Source organism: Pseudomonas sp. FP2196, from assembly GCF_030687715.1.
Classification (GTDB): Bacteria; Pseudomonadota; Gammaproteobacteria; order Pseudomonadales; family Pseudomonadaceae; genus Aquipseudomonas.
Genome location: NZ_CP117445.1, coordinates 1,311,887 through 1,332,598 on the forward strand (window position 1 = coordinate 1,311,887; position 20,712 = coordinate 1,332,598).

The 20,712-nt window shown below is 58.4% G+C and carries 23 protein-coding genes; 20 read left to right on the plus strand and 3 right to left on the minus strand.

The annotated features are described in order from the left end of the window. Positions 1-5: 5 nt before the first annotated feature. Entirely contained in the window at positions 6-902 is an 897-nt protein-coding gene (locus PSH79_RS05785; protein ID WP_305441655.1) for a LysR substrate-binding domain-containing protein, read from the minus strand. A gap of 116 nt (positions 903-1,018) precedes the next feature. Here PSH79_RS05785 and PSH79_RS05790 point away from each other — a divergent pair, with 116 nt between their 5' ends. The 8 genes from PSH79_RS05790 (at position 1,019) to rpoS (ending at position 8,236) form a co-directional block, all read left to right on the plus strand. Beyond that, positions 1,019-2,131 carry an S-(hydroxymethyl)glutathione dehydrogenase/class III alcohol dehydrogenase gene (locus PSH79_RS05790; RefSeq protein ID WP_008081726.1) on the plus strand — a complete coding sequence of 371 codons (1,113 nt, stop codon included), beginning with the start codon at positions 1,019-1,021 and terminating at the stop codon, positions 2,129-2,131. 65 nt (positions 2,132-2,196) lie between these two features. Then, the gene (gene fghA, locus PSH79_RS05795; protein ID WP_305441656.1) at positions 2,197-3,042 is read left to right on the plus strand and encodes an S-formylglutathione hydrolase; all 846 of its coding nucleotides are present in this window, start codon (positions 2,197-2,199) and stop codon (positions 3,040-3,042) included. 45 nt (positions 3,043-3,087) lie between these two features. After that, positions 3,088-3,561: a 2-C-methyl-D-erythritol 2,4-cyclodiphosphate synthase gene (gene ispF, locus PSH79_RS05800; protein WP_187679140.1), complete on the plus strand. Its 474-nt coding sequence runs from the start codon at positions 3,088-3,090 to the stop codon at positions 3,559-3,561. Next, on the plus strand, positions 3,558-4,616 hold the full coding sequence (gene truD / locus PSH79_RS05805) for a tRNA pseudouridine(13) synthase TruD (RefSeq protein WP_305441658.1): 1,059 nt from the start codon (positions 3,558-3,560) through the stop codon (positions 4,614-4,616). Before ispF ends, truD begins: the two co-directional genes overlap by 4 nt. After that, positions 4,604-5,353 carry a 5'/3'-nucleotidase SurE gene (gene surE, locus PSH79_RS05810; protein WP_187679138.1) on the plus strand — a complete coding sequence of 250 codons (750 nt, stop codon included), beginning with the start codon at positions 4,604-4,606 and terminating at the stop codon, positions 5,351-5,353. The genes truD and surE overlap by 13 nt, the downstream gene beginning before the upstream one ends. Positions 5,354-5,394: 41 nt before the next feature. After that, a complete protein-coding gene (locus PSH79_RS05815) occupies positions 5,395-6,030 on the plus strand; it encodes a protein-L-isoaspartate(D-aspartate) O-methyltransferase (protein WP_305443887.1) in 636 nt (211 codons plus the stop codon). 210 nt (positions 6,031-6,240) lie between these two features. Next, positions 6,241-7,122, plus strand: a complete 882-nt coding sequence (locus PSH79_RS05820) for a peptidoglycan DD-metalloendopeptidase family protein (protein WP_187679137.1) — start codon at positions 6,241-6,243, stop codon at positions 7,120-7,122. A 106-nt stretch (positions 7,123-7,228) separates the two neighbouring features. Continuing rightward, complete coding sequence (gene rpoS, locus PSH79_RS05825; RefSeq protein ID WP_305441659.1) at positions 7,229-8,236, plus strand: RNA polymerase sigma factor RpoS; 1,008 nt, start codon at positions 7,229-7,231, stop codon at positions 8,234-8,236. Positions 8,237-8,779: 543 nt separating this feature from the next. Here the strand turns inward: rpoS and fdxA are convergent. Both fdxA and mutS read right to left on the minus strand, forming a co-directional pair. After that, on the minus strand, positions 8,780-9,103 hold the full coding sequence (fdxA, locus tag PSH79_RS05830) for a ferredoxin FdxA (RefSeq protein ID WP_007908827.1): 324 nt from the start codon (positions 9,101-9,103) through the stop codon (positions 8,780-8,782). A 164-nt stretch (positions 9,104-9,267) separates the two neighbouring features. Further along, positions 9,268-11,850: a DNA mismatch repair protein MutS gene (gene mutS / locus PSH79_RS05835; RefSeq protein WP_305441661.1), complete on the minus strand. Its 2,583-nt coding sequence runs from the start codon at positions 11,848-11,850 to the stop codon at positions 9,268-9,270. Positions 11,851-12,059: 209 nt separating this feature from the next. Between mutS and PSH79_RS05840 the strand changes: the two genes are divergently transcribed. From PSH79_RS05840 to PSH79_RS05895, 12 genes are all read left to right on the plus strand, one after another. Continuing rightward, positions 12,060-12,794 (plus strand): XRE family transcriptional regulator, encoded by a 735-nt coding sequence (locus PSH79_RS05840; protein ID WP_095191963.1) that lies wholly within the window; start codon positions 12,060-12,062, stop codon positions 12,792-12,794. 149 nt (positions 12,795-12,943) lie between these two features. Beyond that, positions 12,944-13,132, plus strand: a complete 189-nt coding sequence (locus PSH79_RS05845; RefSeq protein ID WP_305441662.1) for a hypothetical protein — start codon at positions 12,944-12,946, stop codon at positions 13,130-13,132. A gap of 255 nt (positions 13,133-13,387) precedes the next feature. Further along, entirely contained in the window at positions 13,388-13,801 is a 414-nt protein-coding gene (locus tag PSH79_RS05850) for a tail fiber assembly protein (RefSeq protein ID WP_305441663.1), read from the plus strand. Between the two features lie 145 nt (positions 13,802-13,946). Further along, positions 13,947-14,285, plus strand: coding sequence for a phage holin family protein (locus tag PSH79_RS05855; RefSeq protein WP_038357950.1), 339 nt, complete (start codon positions 13,947-13,949; stop codon positions 14,283-14,285). Between the two features lie 70 nt (positions 14,286-14,355). Next, positions 14,356-14,877 carry a hypothetical protein gene (locus PSH79_RS05860; protein ID WP_305441664.1) on the plus strand — a complete coding sequence of 174 codons (522 nt, stop codon included), beginning with the start codon at positions 14,356-14,358 and terminating at the stop codon, positions 14,875-14,877. A 3-nt stretch (positions 14,878-14,880) separates the two neighbouring features. Further along, a complete protein-coding gene (locus PSH79_RS05865) occupies positions 14,881-15,489 on the plus strand; it encodes a phage baseplate assembly protein V (RefSeq protein WP_305441665.1) in 609 nt (202 codons plus the stop codon). 14 nt (positions 15,490-15,503) lie between these two features. Further along, positions 15,504-15,836, plus strand: coding sequence for a phage baseplate protein (locus PSH79_RS05870; RefSeq protein ID WP_305441666.1), 333 nt, complete (start codon positions 15,504-15,506; stop codon positions 15,834-15,836). Next, a complete protein-coding gene (locus PSH79_RS05875) occupies positions 15,833-16,828 on the plus strand; it encodes a baseplate J/gp47 family protein (RefSeq protein WP_305441667.1) in 996 nt (331 codons plus the stop codon). Before PSH79_RS05870 ends, PSH79_RS05875 begins: the two co-directional genes overlap by 4 nt. After that, on the plus strand, positions 16,825-17,460 hold the full coding sequence (locus PSH79_RS05880; RefSeq protein WP_305441669.1) for a phage tail protein I: 636 nt from the start codon (positions 16,825-16,827) through the stop codon (positions 17,458-17,460). Before PSH79_RS05875 ends, PSH79_RS05880 begins: the two co-directional genes overlap by 4 nt. After that, a complete protein-coding gene (locus tag PSH79_RS05885) occupies positions 17,461-19,851 on the plus strand; it encodes a phage tail protein (RefSeq protein WP_305441670.1) in 2,391 nt (796 codons plus the stop codon). 24 nt (positions 19,852-19,875) lie between these two features. Further along, on the plus strand, positions 19,876-20,424 hold the full coding sequence (locus PSH79_RS05890; protein ID WP_305441671.1) for a DUF4376 domain-containing protein: 549 nt from the start codon (positions 19,876-19,878) through the stop codon (positions 20,422-20,424). 101 nt (positions 20,425-20,525) lie between these two features. Next, on the plus strand, positions 20,526-20,711 hold the full coding sequence (locus PSH79_RS05895) for a hypothetical protein (protein ID WP_003222199.1): 186 nt from the start codon (positions 20,526-20,528) through the stop codon (positions 20,709-20,711). Position 20,712: the final 1 nt, after the last annotated feature.

Consider the following 20,712-nt stretch of genomic DNA (forward strand, 5'->3'; position numbering starts at 1 on the left):
AGCTTTTAAATTCGATACTCCGGCCGCTCGGCCAATCCTTCCTTGAGAAAGTCCACCAACTTGCGCACCTTCGGCGACAAATGTCGCTGCTGCGGATACAACGCCCACACCGCCGTGTTCGGCGGCTGATGCGCCTCCAGCAACGAAATCAACGCGCCACTGTGCAGATGCTCCAGCACGTAATAATCCGGCAACTGACACAAACCAACCCCTTGTAGCGCGGCATCCAGCACCGCTTGCCCACTGTTGCAACGCCAGTTTCCCTGCACCCGCTGGGAAAATTCCCGGCCGTTTTGCTCAAGCTGCCAGATGTCCGAACTGCCGATCAGGCAATTGTGCCGGGTCAATTCGGACAAGCTGTGTGGGCGTCCATACCGTTCGACGTAGGACGGTGATGCGCACAAATACATGCGCCTTGGCGCCAGCCGTGTGGCGACCAAGCGCGAGTCCTGTAGTCGACCCAGACGAATCGCCAGATCCAGCCCTTCATGCACCAGATCGAGTTGGCGGTTACTCAATTCAATATCGATGCGCAGTTGTGGGTACAGCCCCATGAACCGCGTCACCAGTGGCACGATAAAACGTTCGCCGTAGGCCACCGCGCAAGTCATGCGCAGCATGCCCTTCGGTTCGCTGGTCAAATCACCGACCGCGCGCAAAGCTTCTTCGCGACCGTCCTGCAAACGTTGACAGTGCTGGAGAAAGGTTTGCCCGGCTTCGGTCAGCGTCACGCGACGTGTGCTGCGATAGAGCAAGCGTGTCTGCAAGCGCTCTTCCAGTCGTACGATTTGTCGACTGATGTGCGAGGAAGAAACCCCAAGACGTTCGGCAGCGGCGGTGAACTGGCTGCATTCGGCGACGGCGACGAACTCGTCGATGCCTTCCCAGCGATTGTCGGACATCTGGATTATCCCTGTGTGGCAATAATGTTTTGCTTTCGGCCTGATTATTCATCGTAAAGCCATGTATTACACTCCTTGTCTGGTTTTTTATTCATTGGATTCACTGGAGAGTCAGCATGATCAAGTCGCGCGCCGCCGTTGCCTTCGAGGCCAAGAAGCCGCTGGAAATCGTAGAAGTCGATGTCGCCATGCCCAAGGCTGGTGAAGTGTTGCTGCGTGTGGTGGCTTCCGGCGTTTGCCACACCGACGCTTACACTCTGTCCGGCGCTGACCCGGAAGGCATCTTCCCGTCGATCCTCGGCCACGAAGGTGGCGCAATCGTTGAAGCCATCGGCGAAGGCGTGACGTCGGTTGCCGTAGGCGATCACGTGATTCCGCTGTACACCCCGGAATGCGGCCAGTGCAAATTCTGTAAGTCAGGCAAGACCAATCTGTGTCAGGCGATTCGTGCGACTCAGGGCAAGGGTTTGATGCCAGATGGCACTTCGCGCTTTTCCTACAAGGGCGAAACGATTTTCCACTACATGGGTACTTCGACCTTCTCGGAATACACCGTGTTGCCGGAAATCTCCGTCGCAAAAATTTCCAAAGACGCACCGCTGGAAAAGGTTTGCCTGCTCGGTTGCGGTGTCACCACCGGTATCGGCGCAGTGCTCAACACTGCCAAAGTCAAACCAGGTGACACCGTGGCGATCTTCGGCTTGGGTGGCATCGGCCTGTCTGCAGTGATCGGCGCGGTGAAAGCCAAGGCTGCACGCATCATCGCCATCGACATCAACCCGGCCAAATTCGAAATCGCCAAGCAGCTCGGTGCCACCGACTGCGTGAACCCGAAAGACTTTGATCGTCCGATCCAGGAAGTGATCGTCGACATGACCGATGGCGGCGTCGACTTCTCCTTCGAATGCATCGGCAACGTGCAACTGATGCGCGCAGCGCTTGAGTGCTGCCATAAAGGCTGGGGCGAGTCGGTAATCATCGGCGTCGCCGGCGCGGGTCAGGAAATTTCCACCCGTCCATTCCAGTTAGTCACCGGTCGCGTCTGGCGCGGTTCGGCGTTCGGCGGCGTGCGCGGCCGTACCGAGTTGCCAAGCTATGTCGACATGGCGCAAAGCGGCGAAATCCCGTTGGATACTTTCATCACCCACACCATGGGCCTGGAAGATATCAACAAGGCGTTCGACCTGATGCACGAAGGCAAGAGCATTCGCACGGTCATTCATTTCTGATCAATTGTGGCGATATGGCGACAAGTCGTGAAGGCTTGTTGCCATGGCCGCGTAGGAGTCTTTACATGAGTCTGGAAAACATCTCCTGTCAGAAAAGTTTCGGTGGTTGGCACAAGCGCTATCGCCACCGATCCGACGTGCTTGGCTGCGACATGGTATTTGCCGTGTACCTGCCGCCGCAGGCGGAGCAGGGCGGCAAGCTGCCGGTGTTGTATTGGCTGTCGGGTCTGACCTGCACCGATGAGAACTTCATGCAGAAGGCTGGCGCCATGCGCATGGCCTCCGAGCTGGGTTTGATCATCGTGGCACCGGATACCAGTCCGCGTGGCCCTGATGTCCCGGGCGATCCGGATGGCGCGTGGGACTTCGGTCTCGGTGCCGGTTTTTATCTGAATGCCACGCAGGAGCCTTGGGCGCGGCACTATCGGATGCATGACTACGTCGTGCAGGAATTGCCTTCACTGGTTGAAGCGCATTTTCCGGCGTCCGATAAGCGCAGCATCAGCGGCCATTCCATGGGTGGTCACGGTGCGTTGGTCTGTGCATTGCGCAATCCGGGGCGTTACCAATCTGTGTCGGCGTTTTCGCCGATCAACAACCCGATGGATTGCCCGTGGGGGCAAAAGGCGTTCTTGCGTTATCTGGGCGAAGACCGTTCGAAGTGGAAAGAATGGGATGCCTGCGCGCTGATCGCCGAGGCCGATGAAAAGCTGCCGCTGCTGGTTGATCAAGGTGATCGCGACGACTTCCTCGCCACCCAGCTCAAACCGGAAGCCCTGCTGCAAGCAGCAAAACAAGCGGGCCATCCGCTGACCTTGCGCTCTCAACCGGGCTACGACCACAGCTATTTCTTCATCTCAAGCTTTATAGACGACCACTTGCAGCATCACGCACGCGCTCTGCGCGGTTAATGCAGGTAGAATCACGCCCTGACAAAAATCGGGGCGTTTTTTCTTATGCGTATTGGCCACGGCTATGATGTGCACCGTTTCGCTGAAGGCGATTTCATTACTCTGGGCGGCGTGCAAATCGCACACAGCTTCGGGCTGCTCGCTCATTCCGACGGTGATGTCCTGCTGCACGCCTTGAGCGATGCCTTGCTCGGCGCCGCTGCGCTGGGTGATATCGGTAAACATTTCCCGGACACCGACCCGCAGTTCAAGGGCGCCGACAGCCGTGCGTTGTTGCGTCATGTGGTCGGGCTGATCCACGCCAAAGGCTGGAAAGTCGGCAACGTCGACAACACCATCGTCGCGCAGGCACCAAAAATGGCCCCGCATATCGAATCAATGCGCGCGCTGATCGCTGCGGATCTTCAAGTTGAGTTGGATCAAGTGAACGTGAAAGCTACTACTACCGAGAAGCTTGGCTTTGTCGGTCGCGAAGAAGGCATCGCCGTGCACTCCGTTGCCTTGTTGCTGCGCGCATGAATGAACTGCAATTGCTCGGCCCGCGGGCCTATGGCGAACCCCTCGGCAGCGCAGTACTGAAAGCCATCGCGGAAGATTTTCAGGTCGACGAAGTCCTCGATATTCCGTTTAGCGGCGACGGCGAACACCTGTGGATCTGGGTGGAAAAACGCGGCCTGAATACTGAAGAGGCCGCGCGGCGCATCGCCAAGGCTGCTGGCGTGCCGCTGCGTACAGTCAGTTATGCCGGGCTGAAGGATCGTCAGGCGCTGACCCGTCAGTGGTTCAGCGTGCAACTGCCGGGCAAGGCTGATCCGGATCTGTCGGCAGCGGAAAACGATACGCTGAAGATTCTCAAAACCACCCGGCACAAGCGCAAGTTGCAACGTGGTGCGCATTCGGCCAATGGCTTCACGCTGCGTCTGACGCAGTTCAATGGTGACAAGGCCGCGATCGAAGAGCGTCTGCTGCTGATCGCCAAGCAAGGCATTCCCAATTATTTCGGCGCCCAGCGTTTCGGCCATGACGGCGGCAACGTCGTCGATGCCCGCGCGTGGGCGGCACGCAAGGCGTTGCCGGAACAGCGCAATGTGCGTTCGCGTCTGTTGTCGACGGCCCGCAGCTTTCTGTTCAATCAGGTGCTGGCGGCACGGGTTGCCGATGGCACCTGGCAAAAATCTCTGGTCGGCGATCTGTTGGCGTTCACCGATAGCCGCAGCTTTTTCCCGGCGGGTGAAGCCGAGTGCAGCGACCCACGCTTGGCGATTCTCGATCTGCATCCCACCGGCCCGCAGTGGGGCGAAGGTGACTCCCCGGCCGCTGGCGCTGTCCATGAACTGGAGCAGGGGATTGCCGCCCGTGAAGCGGATCTGCGAGATTGGTTGATTCACGCCGGCATGAGCCACGAACGTCGTATCCTGCGGCTGCCCATTGGCGGGTTGACGTGGCATTATCCCCAGCCTGACATTCTGCAACTGGAATTCGTCCTCCCGGCCGGATGCTTCGCCACCGTATTGGTGCGCGAACTCGTTGATCTGGTGCCGGTGGGGCAGACGGACAGCCCATGCGTATTCTGATTTCTAACGACGATGGGGTAACCGCACCCGGTCTCGCCGCGCTTTATGCTGCGCTGGCAGATTACACCGAGTGCGTGGTTATCGCCCCGGAGCAGGACAAAAGCGGCGCCAGCAGTTCGCTGACGCTCGACCGTCCGTTGCACCCGCAATATCTGGCCAACGGCTTTATCAGCCTTAATGGCACACCGACCGACTGCGTGCACCTGGGCCTTAACGGTTTGCTGGAGCGCGAGCCGGACATGGTCGTTTCCGGCATCAACCTCGGCGCCAATCTGGGCGATGACGTGTTGTATTCCGGGACAGTGGCGGCCGCCCTTGAAGGACGCTTCCTCGAGCGTCCGTCGTTCGCCTTTTCGCTGGTCTCACGTCAGGTGGATAATCTTCCTACGGCGGCCTACTTTGCGCGCAAACTGGTCGAGGCCCATGCCGGGCTCGATCTGCCTCCGCGCACGGTGCTCAACGTGAACATTCCCAATCTGCCCATCGACCATATTCGCGGCATTCAGCTGACCCGACTTGGCCATCGTGCCCGGGCGGCGGCGCCGATGAAAGTCGTCGATCCACGCGGCAAAGCCGGTTATTGGATTGCTGCCGCTGGCGATGCCGAAGATGGCGGGCCGGGCACGGACTTTCATGCTGTGATGCAAGGCTATGTTTCCATCACCCCTTTGCAGCTCGATCGCACCTTCAACGACGCCTTCAGAAGTCTCGACGGCTGGCTGGAGGGACTGCGCTGATGGCTCGTGAACACGAAGACAGAATGCGCAGCGGCATCGGCATGACGTCCCAGCGCACGCGGGAACGTTTGATCCAGCGCCTGTACGAAGAAGGCTTGTCCAACGCCAAGGTGCTGGAAGTGATTCGCCGCACGCCGCGACACCTGTTTGTCGACGAAGCGCTGGCGCACCGCGCTTATGAAGACACTGCGCTTCCAATCGGCCATAACCAGACCATTTCCCAGCCTTATATGGTGGCGCGCATGAGCGAGCTGCTGCTGGAGGCGGGACCGCTGGACAAGGTGCTGGAGATTGGCACCGGTTCCGGTTACCAGACGGCCGTGTTGTCGCAACTGGTGGAGCGGGTGTTCTCGGTTGAGCGCATCAAGGTTTTGCAGGATCGCGCCAAGGAACGTCTGGTCGAGTTGAACTTGCGCAACGTGGTGTTCCGTTGGGGCGACGGTTGGGAAGGCTGGCCAGCCCTGTCGCCTTACAACGGCATTATCGTTACAGCCGTGGCCACCGACGTGCCGCAAGCGTTGCTCGATCAGTTGGCTCCGGGTGGACGTCTGGTGATCCCGGTAGGCTCGGGGGAGGTACAGCAATTGATGCTGATCGTGCGTGAAGAGCACGGCTTCTCACGACACGTTTTGGGCGCTGTTCGCTTCGTGCCTTTGCTCAATGGGCCGTTGGCCTGAGCATTTATTCACAGGCGCTGAATTCCTTTCGTTCGCCTCGGTCTTACTCCGACGACGATGGTTTAAACGGCGCAGATTGTCAGCTTGCAAACGTGTGCGCGAAGCGATTTCGCTTCATTAAAGGTAAAGCCGATTCGGCCCGTTATACTTGCGACACTTATGCCGGAATCCGGCATTCAAATTTTTCAGCCACCACAAAGGGAGCGGCGGGTGAGTCTCACAGTCATTGCGCAGCGTATGGGTAACACGAGCTTTCAGCGCCTGGTGACTGGCCTTGTCTTGAGCACCTTGCTGGTGGGTTGCTCCAGCACCAAATCGAGCAATGTCCGGGTAGTCGATCGCAACAATGCAGTCGCGCAGCGTCCTACAGTGACGACCGGGCAATACGTGGTCCGTCCGGGCGATACGATGTTTTCCATCGCTTTTCGCTACGGCTGGGACTACAAAGCCCTCGCAGCCCGGAACAATATTCCTACGCCGTATACGATCCATCCGGGTCAGACAATTCGCTTCGACGGTCGTGCCGGTTCAACGCCCACGGCGGTGGTAAGCAACGCCAGTTCTTCGCCTTCATCCTCCAGCAAAACTACGGTAATCCGGCGCCAGGCAAATGGCACGACCACCACTACAACCACCGGTTCTGCGGGCGGTTCTACCGGTGCAGTACCGTCCGTCGCCAACAAGCAAACCCAAGCTCCACTGCCTCCAGCGGGTCCAGCCCCGACCGGCTGGGGATGGCCATCTAATGGCATTCTGATTGGAAAATTCTCTTCAAACGGTAGTTTGAATAAAGGAATTGATATCGCCGGGGATTTGGGACAGCCTGTTTTAGCTGCGTCTGATGGGACGGTGGTATACGCCGGGAGTGGCTTAAGGGGCTACGGCGAATTAGTCATCATCAAACACAGCGAAACCTACGTCAGTGCTTACGGTCACAACCGTCGGCTGTTGGTTCGGGAGGGACAGCAGGTCAAGGTCGGACAGACAATTGCCGAAATGGGGTCAACGGGTACAGACCGGGTGAAACTGCATTTTGAGATTCGCCGACAAGGTAAACCTGTAGATCCGCTGCAGTTCCTGCCAAGACGTTGATTTGTAAGCCAGCCTGTTCCGTCACGTAGAGGGGACAGGCTCCAGCGCTGCCAAGGATAAAGGCGTCGCTTGAGCTTGGGGTCGAACTCACCAAAGGACTATAACAATGGCTCTCAGTAAAGAAGTGCCGGAGTTTGACATCGACGATGAGGTTCTCCTTATGGAGGCCGGCATCGATTCGGATTCGATGTTGAATGATGAAGGGGCTGCTCCACCTTCCGTTCGTTCCAAATCCAAACACTCCGCTTCACTTAAACAACATAAGTACATCGACTACACGCGGGCACTCGATGCCACGCAGTTGTATCTCAACGAAATCGGCTTTTCCCCATTGCTCTCCCCGGAGGAAGAAGTTCATTTTGCGCGTTTGTCGCAAAGTGGCGATCCCGCCGGGCGCAAGCGCATGATTGAAAGTAACCTGCGGCTGGTGGTCAAAATCGCCCGGCGTTACGTCAATCGGGGGTTGTCACTGCTGGATTTGATCGAAGAGGGCAACCTCGGATTGATCCGCGCGGTGGAAAAGTTCGATCCCGAACGCGGTTTCCGCTTCTCGACCTACGCGACCTGGTGGATCCGTCAAACCATCGAGCGCGCGATCATGAATCAGACCCGGACCATCCGGCTGCCGATTCATGTGGTCAAGGAGCTCAACGTGTACCTGCGGGCTGCACGGGAGCTGACGCAAAAGCTCGACCACGAACCTTCACCCGAAGAAATCGCCAACCTGCTGGAAAAACCAGTGGCCGAGGTCAAGCGCATGCTGGGCCTGAACGAGCGGGTTTCTTCGGTCGACGTCTCGCTGGGTCCGGATTCGGATAAAACCCTGCTGGATACCCTCACCGATGATCGTCCGACCGACCCATGCGAACTGCTGCAGGATGACGACCTGTCGCAGAGCATCGATCAATGGCTGTCGGAGCTGACCGACAAGCAGCGCGAGGTGGTTATTCGCCGCTTCGGCCTGCGCGGCCACGAGAGCAGTACGCTGGAAGATGTAGGCCTGGAGATCGGCCTGACCCGGGAACGGGTGAGACAGATCCAGGTGGAGGGCCTCAAGCGCCTTCGGGAAATTCTCGAGAAGAATGGCCTGTCGAGCGAGTCGTTGTTCCAGTAAACGCATGGAGCCGCCGCCCACAAGAAGCCCCGACTGGTTCGGGGCTTTTTGTTGCCTCTTGGATAGTGACCATCCTGTTTTATGTAGGGACTCCCGAAGGAGAGGCGACGCAGTGCGGATTTCTGTGCACAGCTCAGGTTTGTAGTCTTGGACTGTAAGCCCTGGCTTACTCTTCCGTAAGTGTTCGTTATTTTTACAGGAAGGCAGACGTCCATTTCTCGCAGTGAAATTATTTAACCTATTGATTTATATGTTTATTTTTTAATGTGAAGTGCTTATGACAGCCTGCTTTTACGTCCAGGCCCCGTTGCTCCGAGCAGGGAACTCTTTACTATCAGGGCTGTGTCGACGGACAGACACGCCCTTCAAGGATGAGGGGAAAGGACATCGCAGGATGCGATTCATCAGGACGATGAAAAGGAACACAGGGAATAGGGAAAAATGTGGGCGGGTCAAACCGCCCCTTTTTTTTGCCTGCAGAAAAGTAGAACCCGGAAAAGCAAAAAGGCCCGCTAGGGGCCTTTTTATCGAACGCGAGGCAGATCAGCGTTCGAGGTCTTTGATCTTGCCTTTGACGCCATCCCACTCTTCGGCGTCCGGCAGCGATTCTTTCTTCTCGGTGATGTTCGGCCAGATTTCCGCCAGCTCGACGTTCAACTGAATGAACTCCTGCATCTCCTCCGGAACTTCGTCCTCGGAGAAAATGGCTACGGCCGGGCATTCTGGTTCGCACAGAGCGCAGTCGATGCACTCATCCGGGTGAATCACCAGGAAGTTCGGGCCTTCGTAAAAGCAGTCCACCGGACAGACTTCTACGCAGTCGGTGTACTTGCACTTGATGCAGTTGTCGGTGACGACGAAGGTCATTTCTAATTTTCTCCTCAGGCGGCGGCAGCGTTGCCCCTTCACGGTTGGGGTCGCCAGGTTCGGGAGCGATGTCTGCTGGCCAGGCTAATTAGCCAGCAGCATCCCAAACCGCGCGAGATTCTAACAGCTTGAAGCCGTTTGCGTTATATCCGGTTCTTTAGTGCTTAGATCCGGTTCTTCAGTGCATATAACATTTCGAGCGCACGGCGTGGCGTCATGTCGTCGATATCCAGTTTAGCCAACTCATCCAGTACCGGATGCGGCAGGCTGGCGAACATGTCGCTCTGTTGTGGCGTGGCCGGTTTACCTTTGGCGGCTGGTTTCGGTGTCTCATGCGGCAATGCCGTATCTTCCAGGCGGCTCAAGTGCTCGCGCGCGCGCATGATCACTTCGCTTGGCACACCGGCCAGTTGCGCAACCGCCAAGCCGTAGCTCTGGCTGGCAGGCCCAGGTAGCACGTGGTGCAGGAACACAATGCGCTCGTTGTGCTCTGTTGCGTTGAGATGCACGTTGGCCACCAGCGGCTCGGCTTCCGGCAGCACGGTCAGTTCGAAATAGTGAGTCGCAAACAGCGTGTAGGCACGCAGGTGCGCCAGACGCTCAGCCGCTGCCCATGCCAGCGACAGACCGTCGAAGGTGCTGGTGCCACGTCCTACTTCGTCCATCAGTACCAGGCTGCGCTCTGTGGCGTTGTGCAGAATGTTGGCGGTTTCGCTCATTTCCACCATGAAGGTCGAACGGCCACCGGCCAGATCGTCGCTGGAACCGATCCGGGTGAAGATCCGGTCGACCAGCGACAGTTCGCAACTGGCAGCCGGCACGAAGCTACCGATATGCGCCAGCAGCACGATCAGGGCAGTCTGACGCATGTAGGTGGATTTACCGCCCATGTTCGGGCCAGTGATCACCAGCATTCGCGTGTTGTCATCCAGACTCAGGTCGTTGGCCACGAACGGCGTGGTCAGCACTTGCTCAACCACTGGGTGACGACCTTGGGTGATGCGCATGCACGGCTCGCTGACGAAGCGCGGACAGTTCAGATCAAGGTTCAGCGCACGTTCGGCGAGGTTGCTCAGCACATCCAGCTCAGCCAGCGCGCCAGCGGTGTCCTGCAACGGTGGCAACTGGCTGATCAGGTCTTCCAGCAGCGCCTCGTAGAGCATCTTCTCGCGCGCCAGGGCGCGGCTCTTGGCGGATAGCGCCTTGTCCTCGAACTCTTTCAGTTCCGGCGTGATGAAGCGCTCGGCGCCTTTCAGCGTCTGGCGCCGGATGTAGTCCGCCGGAGCCGATTCCGCCTGTTTGCTCGGCAGTTCGATGAAGTAGCCGTGAATGCGGTTGTAGCCGACTTTCAGGTGGGACAAACCCGTACGGGCTTTCTCCCGCGCTTCCAGATCGATCAGGAACTGCCCGGCGTTTTCGCTCAGCGATTGCAGGTCATCCAGTTCGCTGTCGTAACCGGTTTTCAGCACACCGCCATCACGGATTACCGCTGGCGGGTTATCGATAATGGCTTTTTCCAGCAGCGCCGCCAGTTCCGGATAGGTGCTCGTGGTGGTTGCCAGGCGTTGCAGGTGCGGCGCTTCCAGATCGGTCATTGCCACTTGCAGTTGCGGCAGCGCGCCGAGGGCATCACGCAGGCGCGCGAGGTCGCGTGGACGGGCATTGCGCAGACCGATCCGCGCAAGAATGCGCTCGATGTCACCGATTTCCTTGAGCTGCGGTTGCAGCTTTTCGAAGCGGTAACCGTCGAGCAGGCAGGTGATCGAGGTCTGGCGCGCCAGCAATACAGTCAGATCGCGCAGCGGACGGTTCAACCAACGGGTCAGCAGGCGGCTGCCCATGGCGGTCTGGCAGCGATCGACGACTGATTGCAGGGTGTTGTCGCGGCCACCGGCCAGGTTAGTGTCGAGTTCCAGGTTGCGTCGGCTCGCGCCGTCCAGTACCACGGTGTCGTCGAGACGTTCGTGGCGCAGGCTGCGCAAATGGGGCAGGGCGGTGCGTTGGGTTTCTTTCGCATAAGCCAGCAGACAGCCTGCAGCGCCGATGGCCAGGGTCAGGGTTTCGCAACCGAAGCCTTTCAGATCCTGGGTGGAGAATTGCTGGCAGAGACTTTTCAGCGCCGAGTCACGCTCGAAATCCCACGGCGCGCGACGACGCACGCCACGGCGTTTTTCCGCCGGCAGATCTTTCGGCCAATCGTCCGGGATCAAAAGCTCAACCGGGTTGACCCGCTCCAGTTCCGCCAGCAGATTTTCCCAGCCCTTGATCTCCAGCACGGTGAAGTTGCCGCTGGTGATGTCCAGCACGGCCAGACCGAACAAACGCTCGTCGCCCAATACAGCAGCGATCAGGTTGTCGCGTCGTTCATCGAGCAGGGCTTCATCGCTGACGGTACCGGGAGTGATGATCCGCACCACCTGACGTTCTACCGGGCCTTTACTGGTGGCCGGGTCGCCAACCTGCTCGCAGATCACCACCGACTCGCCAAGCTTGACCAGTTTCGCCAGGTACCCTTCCGCCGCATGGTAAGGAATCCCACACATCGGAATCGCCTGCCCCGCCGACTGCCCGCGTGCCGTCAGAGTGATGTCGAGCAACTTGGCAGCCTTCTTCGCGTCTTCGTAGAAGATTTCGTAGAAATCGCCCATGCGATAGAACATCAGCTGATCCGGGTGCTGATTCTTCAGGCGCCAGTACTGCTGCATCATCGGGGTGTGGGAGGACAGGTCGGAGACGGCTTTATTCATCGGATTGTCAGGCAACTCGTTAAAAGATGTAGGGCAAAAGCGGGGCATCCGCCGGGCTTTTCCGCGATGGGCGCAAGGTTACCATGGGCGGTCTGTTCGACGCAGGCATGAGGGCTCACTGGCACTTTTACGCATGATTTGTGTGTTTATGCACAATTTATGCAAATCAGCATTTGTCTTCGGTAAAAACTTCAAGCACTATGCGCGTTATGCAAAAACGCAACGTATCCTCCGTCTTAAGAGCACTGCTCGACCAGCACGGGATCTCCCCCACGGAGCTCCACCGTCGCACCGGCGTGCCTCAATCCACTCTCTCGCGGATTCTCAGCGGGAAGATCGTCGATCCTTCGGATAAACACATTTCGAAAATCGCCGAGTACTTCAATGTAAGCACCGATCAGTTGCGTGGGCGCGCGGATGTTGCGCCGTCTGCCGGTGCTGCGCGTGATGACGTGCATGCGGAACTCAAGGACATAATGCTGTGGGACGACGACACCCCTGTCGATGACGACGAGGTGTCGGTGCCCTTTCTTCGCGAGGTTGAATTGGCAGCTGGATCAGGAAGATTCGTCATTGAAGAGAGCGAACGCTCCAGCCTGCGCTTCGGCAAGCGCAGCCTGCGCCATAACGGCGTGCAATTCGACCAGGCCAAATGTGTGACGGTACGCGGTAACAGCATGTTGCCGGTGCTGCGTGACGGCGCAACGGTGGGCGTGAATGCGGGCAAGTGCGGGATCGGCGACATCATTGATGGCGACCTGTACGCGATTAATCACAACGGCCAGTTGCGTGTGAAGCAACTCTATCGCCTGCCTACCGGCATCCGCCTGCGCAGTTTCAACCGCGACGAACATCCGGACGAGGACTACACCTTCCAGGAAATCCAGGAAGAGCAGATCGTCATCCTCGGTCACGTCTTCTGGTGGGGCATGTACGCCCGCTAAGCAGATACCGGTCAAATAAAACCCGCCCATCGGCGGGTTTTTTTTCGCCCGCGCAAAACCCTCAACGCCATGGTTTATGCGGCTCTCATGCGTTCATGCATTTATCGCGTATAAATAAATGCATTAACGCATTGACTGGATATGCATCCATGCATATTATTGCCACCAAGCCGCTCGACAAAGCGGCTGGAAACGAAAGCTCTTTAGTTCGACAAGAACAGGCAGCGATGAACCGGCCTCAACGGTTCAGAGGGTTGGCAACTGACCCGGGTGTGCAGCGTAAAGCACCAGAAGCAGTTATCCGGCGGGCAGGGACCGCGGTCGGAAAAACAATTTGAATGGACTCGTACCGCGCCAGTAGCGCCGAAAAGTCAGCTTCCTTCTAGAACACAGGAATTGAAGGAAGGCGAAGGAGCGCATTACTGAAAAGCCCGGCCCCAGCGCCGGGCTTTTTGGAATGCCTGCCGGAATTCATCACTACTTCCGAAAGCTATAGATAGCCGGCTTTCCGGCGATCACCGTCTGTCCAGTTACGTCGTACTGACAGACGGTCTCAAAAAGGGTTCGCTGAGAACCGCTAAGAGGAATCACAAATGAGTCGTTACGCACTTACAGTTACAGCAATGGGTTACACCATCGTTCTTCAGGTACTGGAGACTGACGGGAGTGTGCCTGCAACGCCTGCAGATGAGCCGAGTTCAGTATGGCGAGAAGTTCCCAATGGCATGATTGTGGAGCCAGGGATGAAGACGGATTGGGGTTCGACCTACAGTGATACATCTGATTATGAGCGACAGGCTTTTACCTCTGGACGCATACAACTGCGCCTTGACCAGGCTTCCCGCTGGCTGATGTTCAATCCATTGCAATACAAGCTGGATCTCGAGATCGCCACTGCGGCAGAAGCGGCTGCACTGGTTGCATACAAGCAGTACTACATTGCTGTCACCGAAGTGATAAACCAAAACGCATTTCCGACGATCAACTGGCCAGTCGCTCCGTTCTGACTCCACTGCAATTGTCAGATCGAGAAGCGAGAGCGCATTACTGAAAAGCCCGGCCATTGCGCCGGGCTTTTTGGAATGCCTACCTCAAGAGAAAACGATTGAACCCAACACACACCACTCATCAATCACCCCCAGGAGGCGTGACATGACAAGCGAGCAACAAGCGTTGGCGGACATGCCGATCTGGCTGGTCATCCTACTCGCCGTAGTGGGCGGGGTGTCCGGCGAAATGTGGCGCGCCGACAAGGAAGGCGCCCGCGGCTGGTCACTGCTGCGGCGCCTGGCCCTGCGCTCCGGCGCCTGCATGATCTGCGGCGTGTCGGCAATCATGCTGTTGTATGCCGCAGGATTGTCGATCTGGGCCGCCGGCGCTTTCGGTTGCCTGACCGCCATGGCGGGTGCCGACGTTGCCATCGGCCTGTACGAACGCTGGGCCGCCAAGCGCATCGGCGTCTGCGAAGTCCCGCCGCGCGACCAGCCTTAACCCTGACTGTTTTCCGTGCCGCCATTTTGGCGGCAGGGCTTCGCGTGGACGATTGAAAAGGAGGTCATCTATGCCCACTCCGATCCAACAGCCGTCGCAACTGTTCACAGCCATCGCGACGACGCTGCGCAACACCGTCGGACTCAATCTCAATGTCGGCAATCACGAAGATTTCACTGCGCCCGGCGATCAGGCCTGGGTGTTGATCGACTTCGACCGGAATGGACCGGGAGTGCGCGCCGCTGATGGGCGAATTGCTCATGTCATGACGTTGTCGCTGCAAGTCATCCCGGCGCTTGCTGCGACTGCGTTTGCCGCGTGCGATCTGATCGCCGTGCTGAAAAACCTGATCACCGACAACCGCTGGGGACTGCCCGGCGATCAGTGTGATCTGCCGATGAATATTGATGGCTTGCCTTCACTACTCATCCGCGCCGATCAGCAATACAAGGCCTGGACGCTGACGTTCGGCCAGACCCTCTACCTCGGCCCGACGCTGCTCGACGATCCACTCGGCACGCCGAAATTCGCTCGTACCTGGGAAGTCAGCAACATCGACGACCCCGACCAATACACCGCACTGGAGGCCTGACCGATGTTCGACGCATTACTGCGCATGCAGCTGGGGCCGATCATCGAACGCCTGGCGGAGATGGAAGCGGAAATCGAAGACCTGCATCGGCGTGCCGAGAGCTACTGCCGCATCGGTGTCTGCCAGACAGTCGACGCGGCGAGCAACACCTGCACGGTCAGCCACGGTGGACTGCTCACGCCTGCCATCAAGTTTTTCAACCCGAGCGCCGGGGCGCAGAGCGAATCGCGTATTCCGACAGTGGGTGAGCAGTGTCTGCTGTTCAACTACGGCAGCGGTGAAAGCGGTGCGCAATCGGTGGCGTTGTTCGGTTTGAACAGCGATCGCTTTCCGCCAACTTCGACCGTACCGACGCTGACCCGTCGAGTACATCAGGACGGCAGTGAAAGCGGCTATGACGACGCCACTCACACCCTGCACTGGCAGAACGGCCCGGCAGCGTTCAGCGGTTCTCGTGAATCGCTGGAGCTGAGCATCGGCCCGGCACGACTGGCGCTGACCCCGCAGGCCATCAACCTGCAACTGGGTGCCGTCGGCCTGACCATCGACGCTTCGGGCGTGCACTTCAGCGGCCCGTTGGTCGATCACCAGGGCCGCGTCATCAGCCCCTGATTCAAGAGCTTCCCATGATCGGAATCCATAGAGACAGCGGGGCCACGGTCGACGACTGGCTGCAATTTGTGCAGCGCGCGACCCGGGCCCTGACCACGCCGCTGGGCACCCGGCAGAAACGGCCCTTGTATGGCTCGCTGATCCCCTCGCTGCTCGGGCAGAACCTCGGCGACGACGTGCTGCTTCTGGCTCAGAGCCACGCAGCGCAAGCGTTCTACAACAAGCAAAACGGCATCGATGATTTTCAGCCGCAAGTGATCGTTGCCAGCCGCCATGGCGCCGGGCTGCTGCTGCGTTTCGCCGGCACCTGGAAAAACCGTCAACAAACTTTCGAGGTCGTGACATGAGCATGTTGATCCCCGGCCAGAACCAATTGGCCGAACCCGCGCTGATCGCCGTCGACACCTTCGAAGACCTGCTCGCCGACTTCAAAAGCTTCGTCATCGAATACGTCGGCGCCCGCTCGCCGGACAGCGCCGCGAAACTCAAGACCAGCCTGGAAAACGAAAGCGAACTGCTCACCCTGGCGCTTGAAGCCTTCTGCGTTCGGCTGCAAACCCACGAACGCAAATACAACGCCCGCATCAAGCAGATGCTGGCGTGGTGGGCGACCGGCAGCAATCTCGATGCGCGTCTGGCGGATATGGGCCTGGAACGGCAGTTGCTTGATCCGGGGGATCCAGCGGCCTTCCCGCCGGTCCCCGCGATTTACGAAAGCGACGACGACGCCCGGTTGCGTTATTACCTGGCGCCCCATGCACCGGCAGCCGGTTCGCGGATGCAGTATCGCCGCGAGGTCTTCACCCTCGGCGAGCGGCCAAAGGTGAAAGTCGAATCCACCGACGCCGGTGTGGTGAATGTCACTTACACCTTCAACCCGGATGGCCTCGCCGCGCAGGTCAAGGACGGCAATGGCCGCCGCACCGCACCTGGCGAAGTGCAGGTCACCGTGCTTGCGCGGGACGGTGACGGCACGCCGTCCGAGGCATTGCTTCAAGGTGTCCGCCAGCACTTCGCCCGACCGGATGTGCGACCGGAAACCGACCTCGTCACCGTCAAGGCTGCCGATATTCAACGCTACAAAATCCGTGTCGTCGCCAAGATCAATTCCGGCCCCGATTCGGGCCTGACCCAAGTCGCCGCGCAGCAACAATTGCAGGCTTACGCCGACAGTTGTCATCGCCTTGAAGGGCGGGTCGATCCGAGCTGGATCGACTACACGCTGCACAGTGCCGGTGCCGTGCAACTGCAGATCCTTGAACCGTTGGCGCCGATCGTGACCACCGCGTTTCAAGCGCCGTATTGCACGGCGGTCGAGGTTGAGGTGCTGACGCTATGAGTGAAAAAACTCAACGCCCGACGCTGCTGCCGGCCAACAGTTCGGCGTTGGAGCGAGGATTGGATTTGGGCTTCGGCGCATTGCTGGATCGCATCGCGCCGCCGTTTCCCGAACTGATGAACCCGAGTGAAACACCCGTCGCGTTTCTGCCGTATCTGGCGGCGGATCGCGGTGTTGCCGAATGGAGCACCGTCGCACCGGAAGCCGAAAAGCGCCTGACCGTTGAACTCGCCTGGCCCACCGCACGCCAGGCCGGCACTCGCAAGGCACTGGAAAACGCCGCCAAGGGTTTGCAACTGCGCCCGGAAATCCGCGCCTGGTACGAACAGACACCGCCCGGCGCGCCGTACAGCTTTTCCGTGCGCGCCTTCAGCGACCAACCCTACAGCGAAGAAATCGACGCCCGTCTCGACCGACGCCTGGCCGATGCCAAAAGCGAACGGGATGTGCTGTCGGTCTCGGTCGGGTTGAGCGCCTTCGGCAATCACGTCATCGGCGCCGCGACCTTTTGCGGCGAGCTGACCACGGTTTATCCGGTGTTCATCGAAGGGCTCGAAACCTCGGGAGAGGCGTTCCTGGCCGCCGGCATGTACACCGTCGAAACATCCACTATTTATCCTCAGGGGGCCTGAATGGCTGACTATTACACCCTGCTCACCAACGCAGGGATTGCCTACGAAACGGCTTGTAAAGCTGCGGGTGTGCCGATCAAGTTGACGCAGATTTCTGTCGGCGACGGCGGCGGCTCCGTCTACAACCCGGCCGCGACCGCCACGGCGCTCAAACGCGAAGTCTGGCGTGGGCCGCTCAATGCGCTGTTCCAGGACGAGAAGAATCCGAGCTGGCTGCTCGCCGAAGTGACCATTGCGCCGGATGTTGGCGGTTGGTATGTGCGTGAGGCAGGGCTGTGGACTGATACCGGGATTCTCTACGCCATCGTCAAATATCCGGAGTCGTTTAAACCGGTTCTGGCCACGTCCGGCTCGGGTAAAGAGTTCTACATTCGTTCGATTTTCGAGACCAGCAATGCGTCCTTGGTGACGTTGTTGATTGATGACACGGTGGTCAAAGCGACCCGTGCCTGGGTCATGAGTTACCTCGCCGAAGAGCTTGGCAAGCTTGATGGCAAGCAATCGGTGCGTGTTGCTGCGACTGGCAATGTCGTGTTGAACGGTGCGCAGCAGATTGATGGTGTGGCAGTGGTTGCTGGCGACCGCGTGCTTGTTGCGAACCAGACCCTGGCCAAGGATAACGGCCTGTGGATTGTCGCCAATGGTGACTGGGTGCGGGCAACCGATGCCAACAGCAGCGCCAAGGTTACGCCGGGGCTGACTGTGATGGTGGAGGAGGGCACGGCGAACGGTGATTCGCTGTGGCACCTGATCACCAATGCGCCGATTGTCCTAGGTTCAACTGCGCTGACTTTCAAGATGCTGGCAGGGCGCACCGGGATTGCGGCCGGGACTTACAAGAGTCTGACCGTTGATGAATATGGTCGCGCGACGGCAGGTGCGAACCCTGAGACGCTGGCCGGATTCGGCATCAAGGATTCGTACACCAAGGCTGAAGTCGAGGCGCTGATTGCTAAGGCTTCGGCGCTGCCAGTGGGCTCGATTGTCGCGTTCCCGGTAGACGCGCCGCCGCCGGGTTTTCTGGAGCTGGATAACAGCGTCAGGAGCAGTGCGACTTACCCGGACTTGAGCGCTTATCTGGGTGGCAAGTTTAATAAGGGCGATGAGGGCGTTGGAAATTTCCGCTTGCCGGAGGCCCGAGGGGAGTTCTTGCGCGGTTGGGATCATGGGCGTGGGGTGGATTCCGGCCGTGGTCTCGGCAGCTGGCAGGCCGACGACAACAAGTCGCATGCCCATACGGTCACACGCATGCAGGCGTTCGCCAATGCCTCCGGCAGTAATCCGAGTGCTGTCGTGGTAGACAACGGCAATACCGCAGTGATGAGCAACTTCGCGGCAGGCTTCAATAGTTCTGGTGGAGCGGAGGCACGACCTCGCAACATCGCTGTCATGTGGTGCATCAAAGCTTGGAATGCACCAGTCAATCAGGGAACCATCGATGTAGCCGCGCTGGCCAAGGAAGTCGAACGGCTCAAATCCGCCGTTCCGGTGGGGGCAGTTCTGGCATTCCCAACGGGGATCGTTGCACCCGGTTATCTGGAGCTGGATGGCAGTGTGCAGAGCATTGCGACTTATCCGGATCTGGCGGCTTATCTCGGTACGAAATTCAACAAAGGCGATGAGGGTGTAGGCAACTTCCGGTTGCCGGAATCCCGCGGCGAATTCCTGCGAGGTTGGGATCATGGGCGCGGAGTGGATGCTGGTCGAACCGTAGGCAGTTGGCAGGACCACCAGTTTCAGTCCCACTTGCACGCTCTCCGGCATACAGTCACTACGGCAACAGGATCGGGTTCCGGTCTAGCCGTTGTAATCAGCGGTGCTGGAACTGGCGCCAATTCGGATGTCCCAATAACGGGAAACGTGGGCACTGAAACGCGCCCGCGCAACCTGGCGGTAATGTGGTGTATCAAAGCCTGGAACGCGCCGATCAATCAGGGAAACGTCGATATCACTGCGCTGGCGACGCTGGCGCAACAAGCCTCCGAAACCAATCAAGGCACAGCAAAAGTCGCGACTCAAGTACAGACGGATACAGGCGCAGACGACAATACGATCGTGACCCCGAAGAAACTACGCTGGGGATTCTCCATCAGCGTCTCCGGCGACATGAGTGGCAGCTACGTCATCTTTCCAACTTGGCTGGGAGGTTTGATCCTGCAATGGGGCATGACACTCCCCATTCCCTCTGGAGGCAACTATGTACAGGCTTTCCCGATAGCCTATCCGTTGGTTAATCCATCAGTTTTTACCACTTATCCCAATACAGCTACGGACGCACCGGTAGGCTCAACCTATATCGGGCAAATCAAATGGATCAGTAAAGCGAACGTGACCATTCGCAATACGGGTCAGTCTCCCGCACAGTTTTACTATTTTGCAGTTGGTCGCTAATACACCGACTTGTGAGGGTTAATCATGAAGTTCGCAACATTTGATGAGAATGGAACGCTGATCGGGCGTTATGACTCACGTATTCATAGCGTTATTCCTGAGAACGCAGTAGAACTTGACGAAGCAGTATTTCTGGCGACAAGAGCGGATACAGATGGTATCTGGAAGCTGGTCGATGGTGACGTAGTCAAACTACCTGTTCCGGAGGTCGAAACGAATTACGCCGCATTGTTCGCAGCGGAGCGTTTCGCACGAGAGGCATCAGGTATCACCGTAGACGGCGTGAGCATCGAGACAACGCGTGATAGTCAGGCACTGATCGCCAGTACCGGACTGTCGGCGATTCTCGACCCCGAGTATCGCTGCAATTTCAAAACGCTGGACGGGTTTGTCCAGATCAACGCAACGCAAATTCTGGCCATTGCCAAAGCTGTCCGTGCTCACGTCCAGGCCTGTTTCGACCGTGAGCTGGCGTTGTTGCAGGCGATTGAAGCTGGCACTTACACGGATGACTTGCTCAAGGGAGGCTGGCCCGATTCTGCACCAGCGACACTCATCTCAGCGCTTCAATAAACGCCCCGCACTCCGGGGCGTTTTCTTGTCCGCCCAACAACATTCAACACCCGCCAAGCCCCTCCCCACGAGGGGCTTTCCCGTTTATGGAGAAACGAAAAATGGCAACCCGCCAAACCTACACCGTGCTCGTCCCATTCCCCACCGGCGGTGGGCACTGGTCGAGCGTCGGTCAAGACCTTGATCTGCTCGACGTCGAGGCCAGTGCCTTGCATACCGCCGGTCGACTGGAACTGAAAACACCTACCACCCAGGCCAAAAAGGCCGCTGCCAAGAAGGCTGACTGAA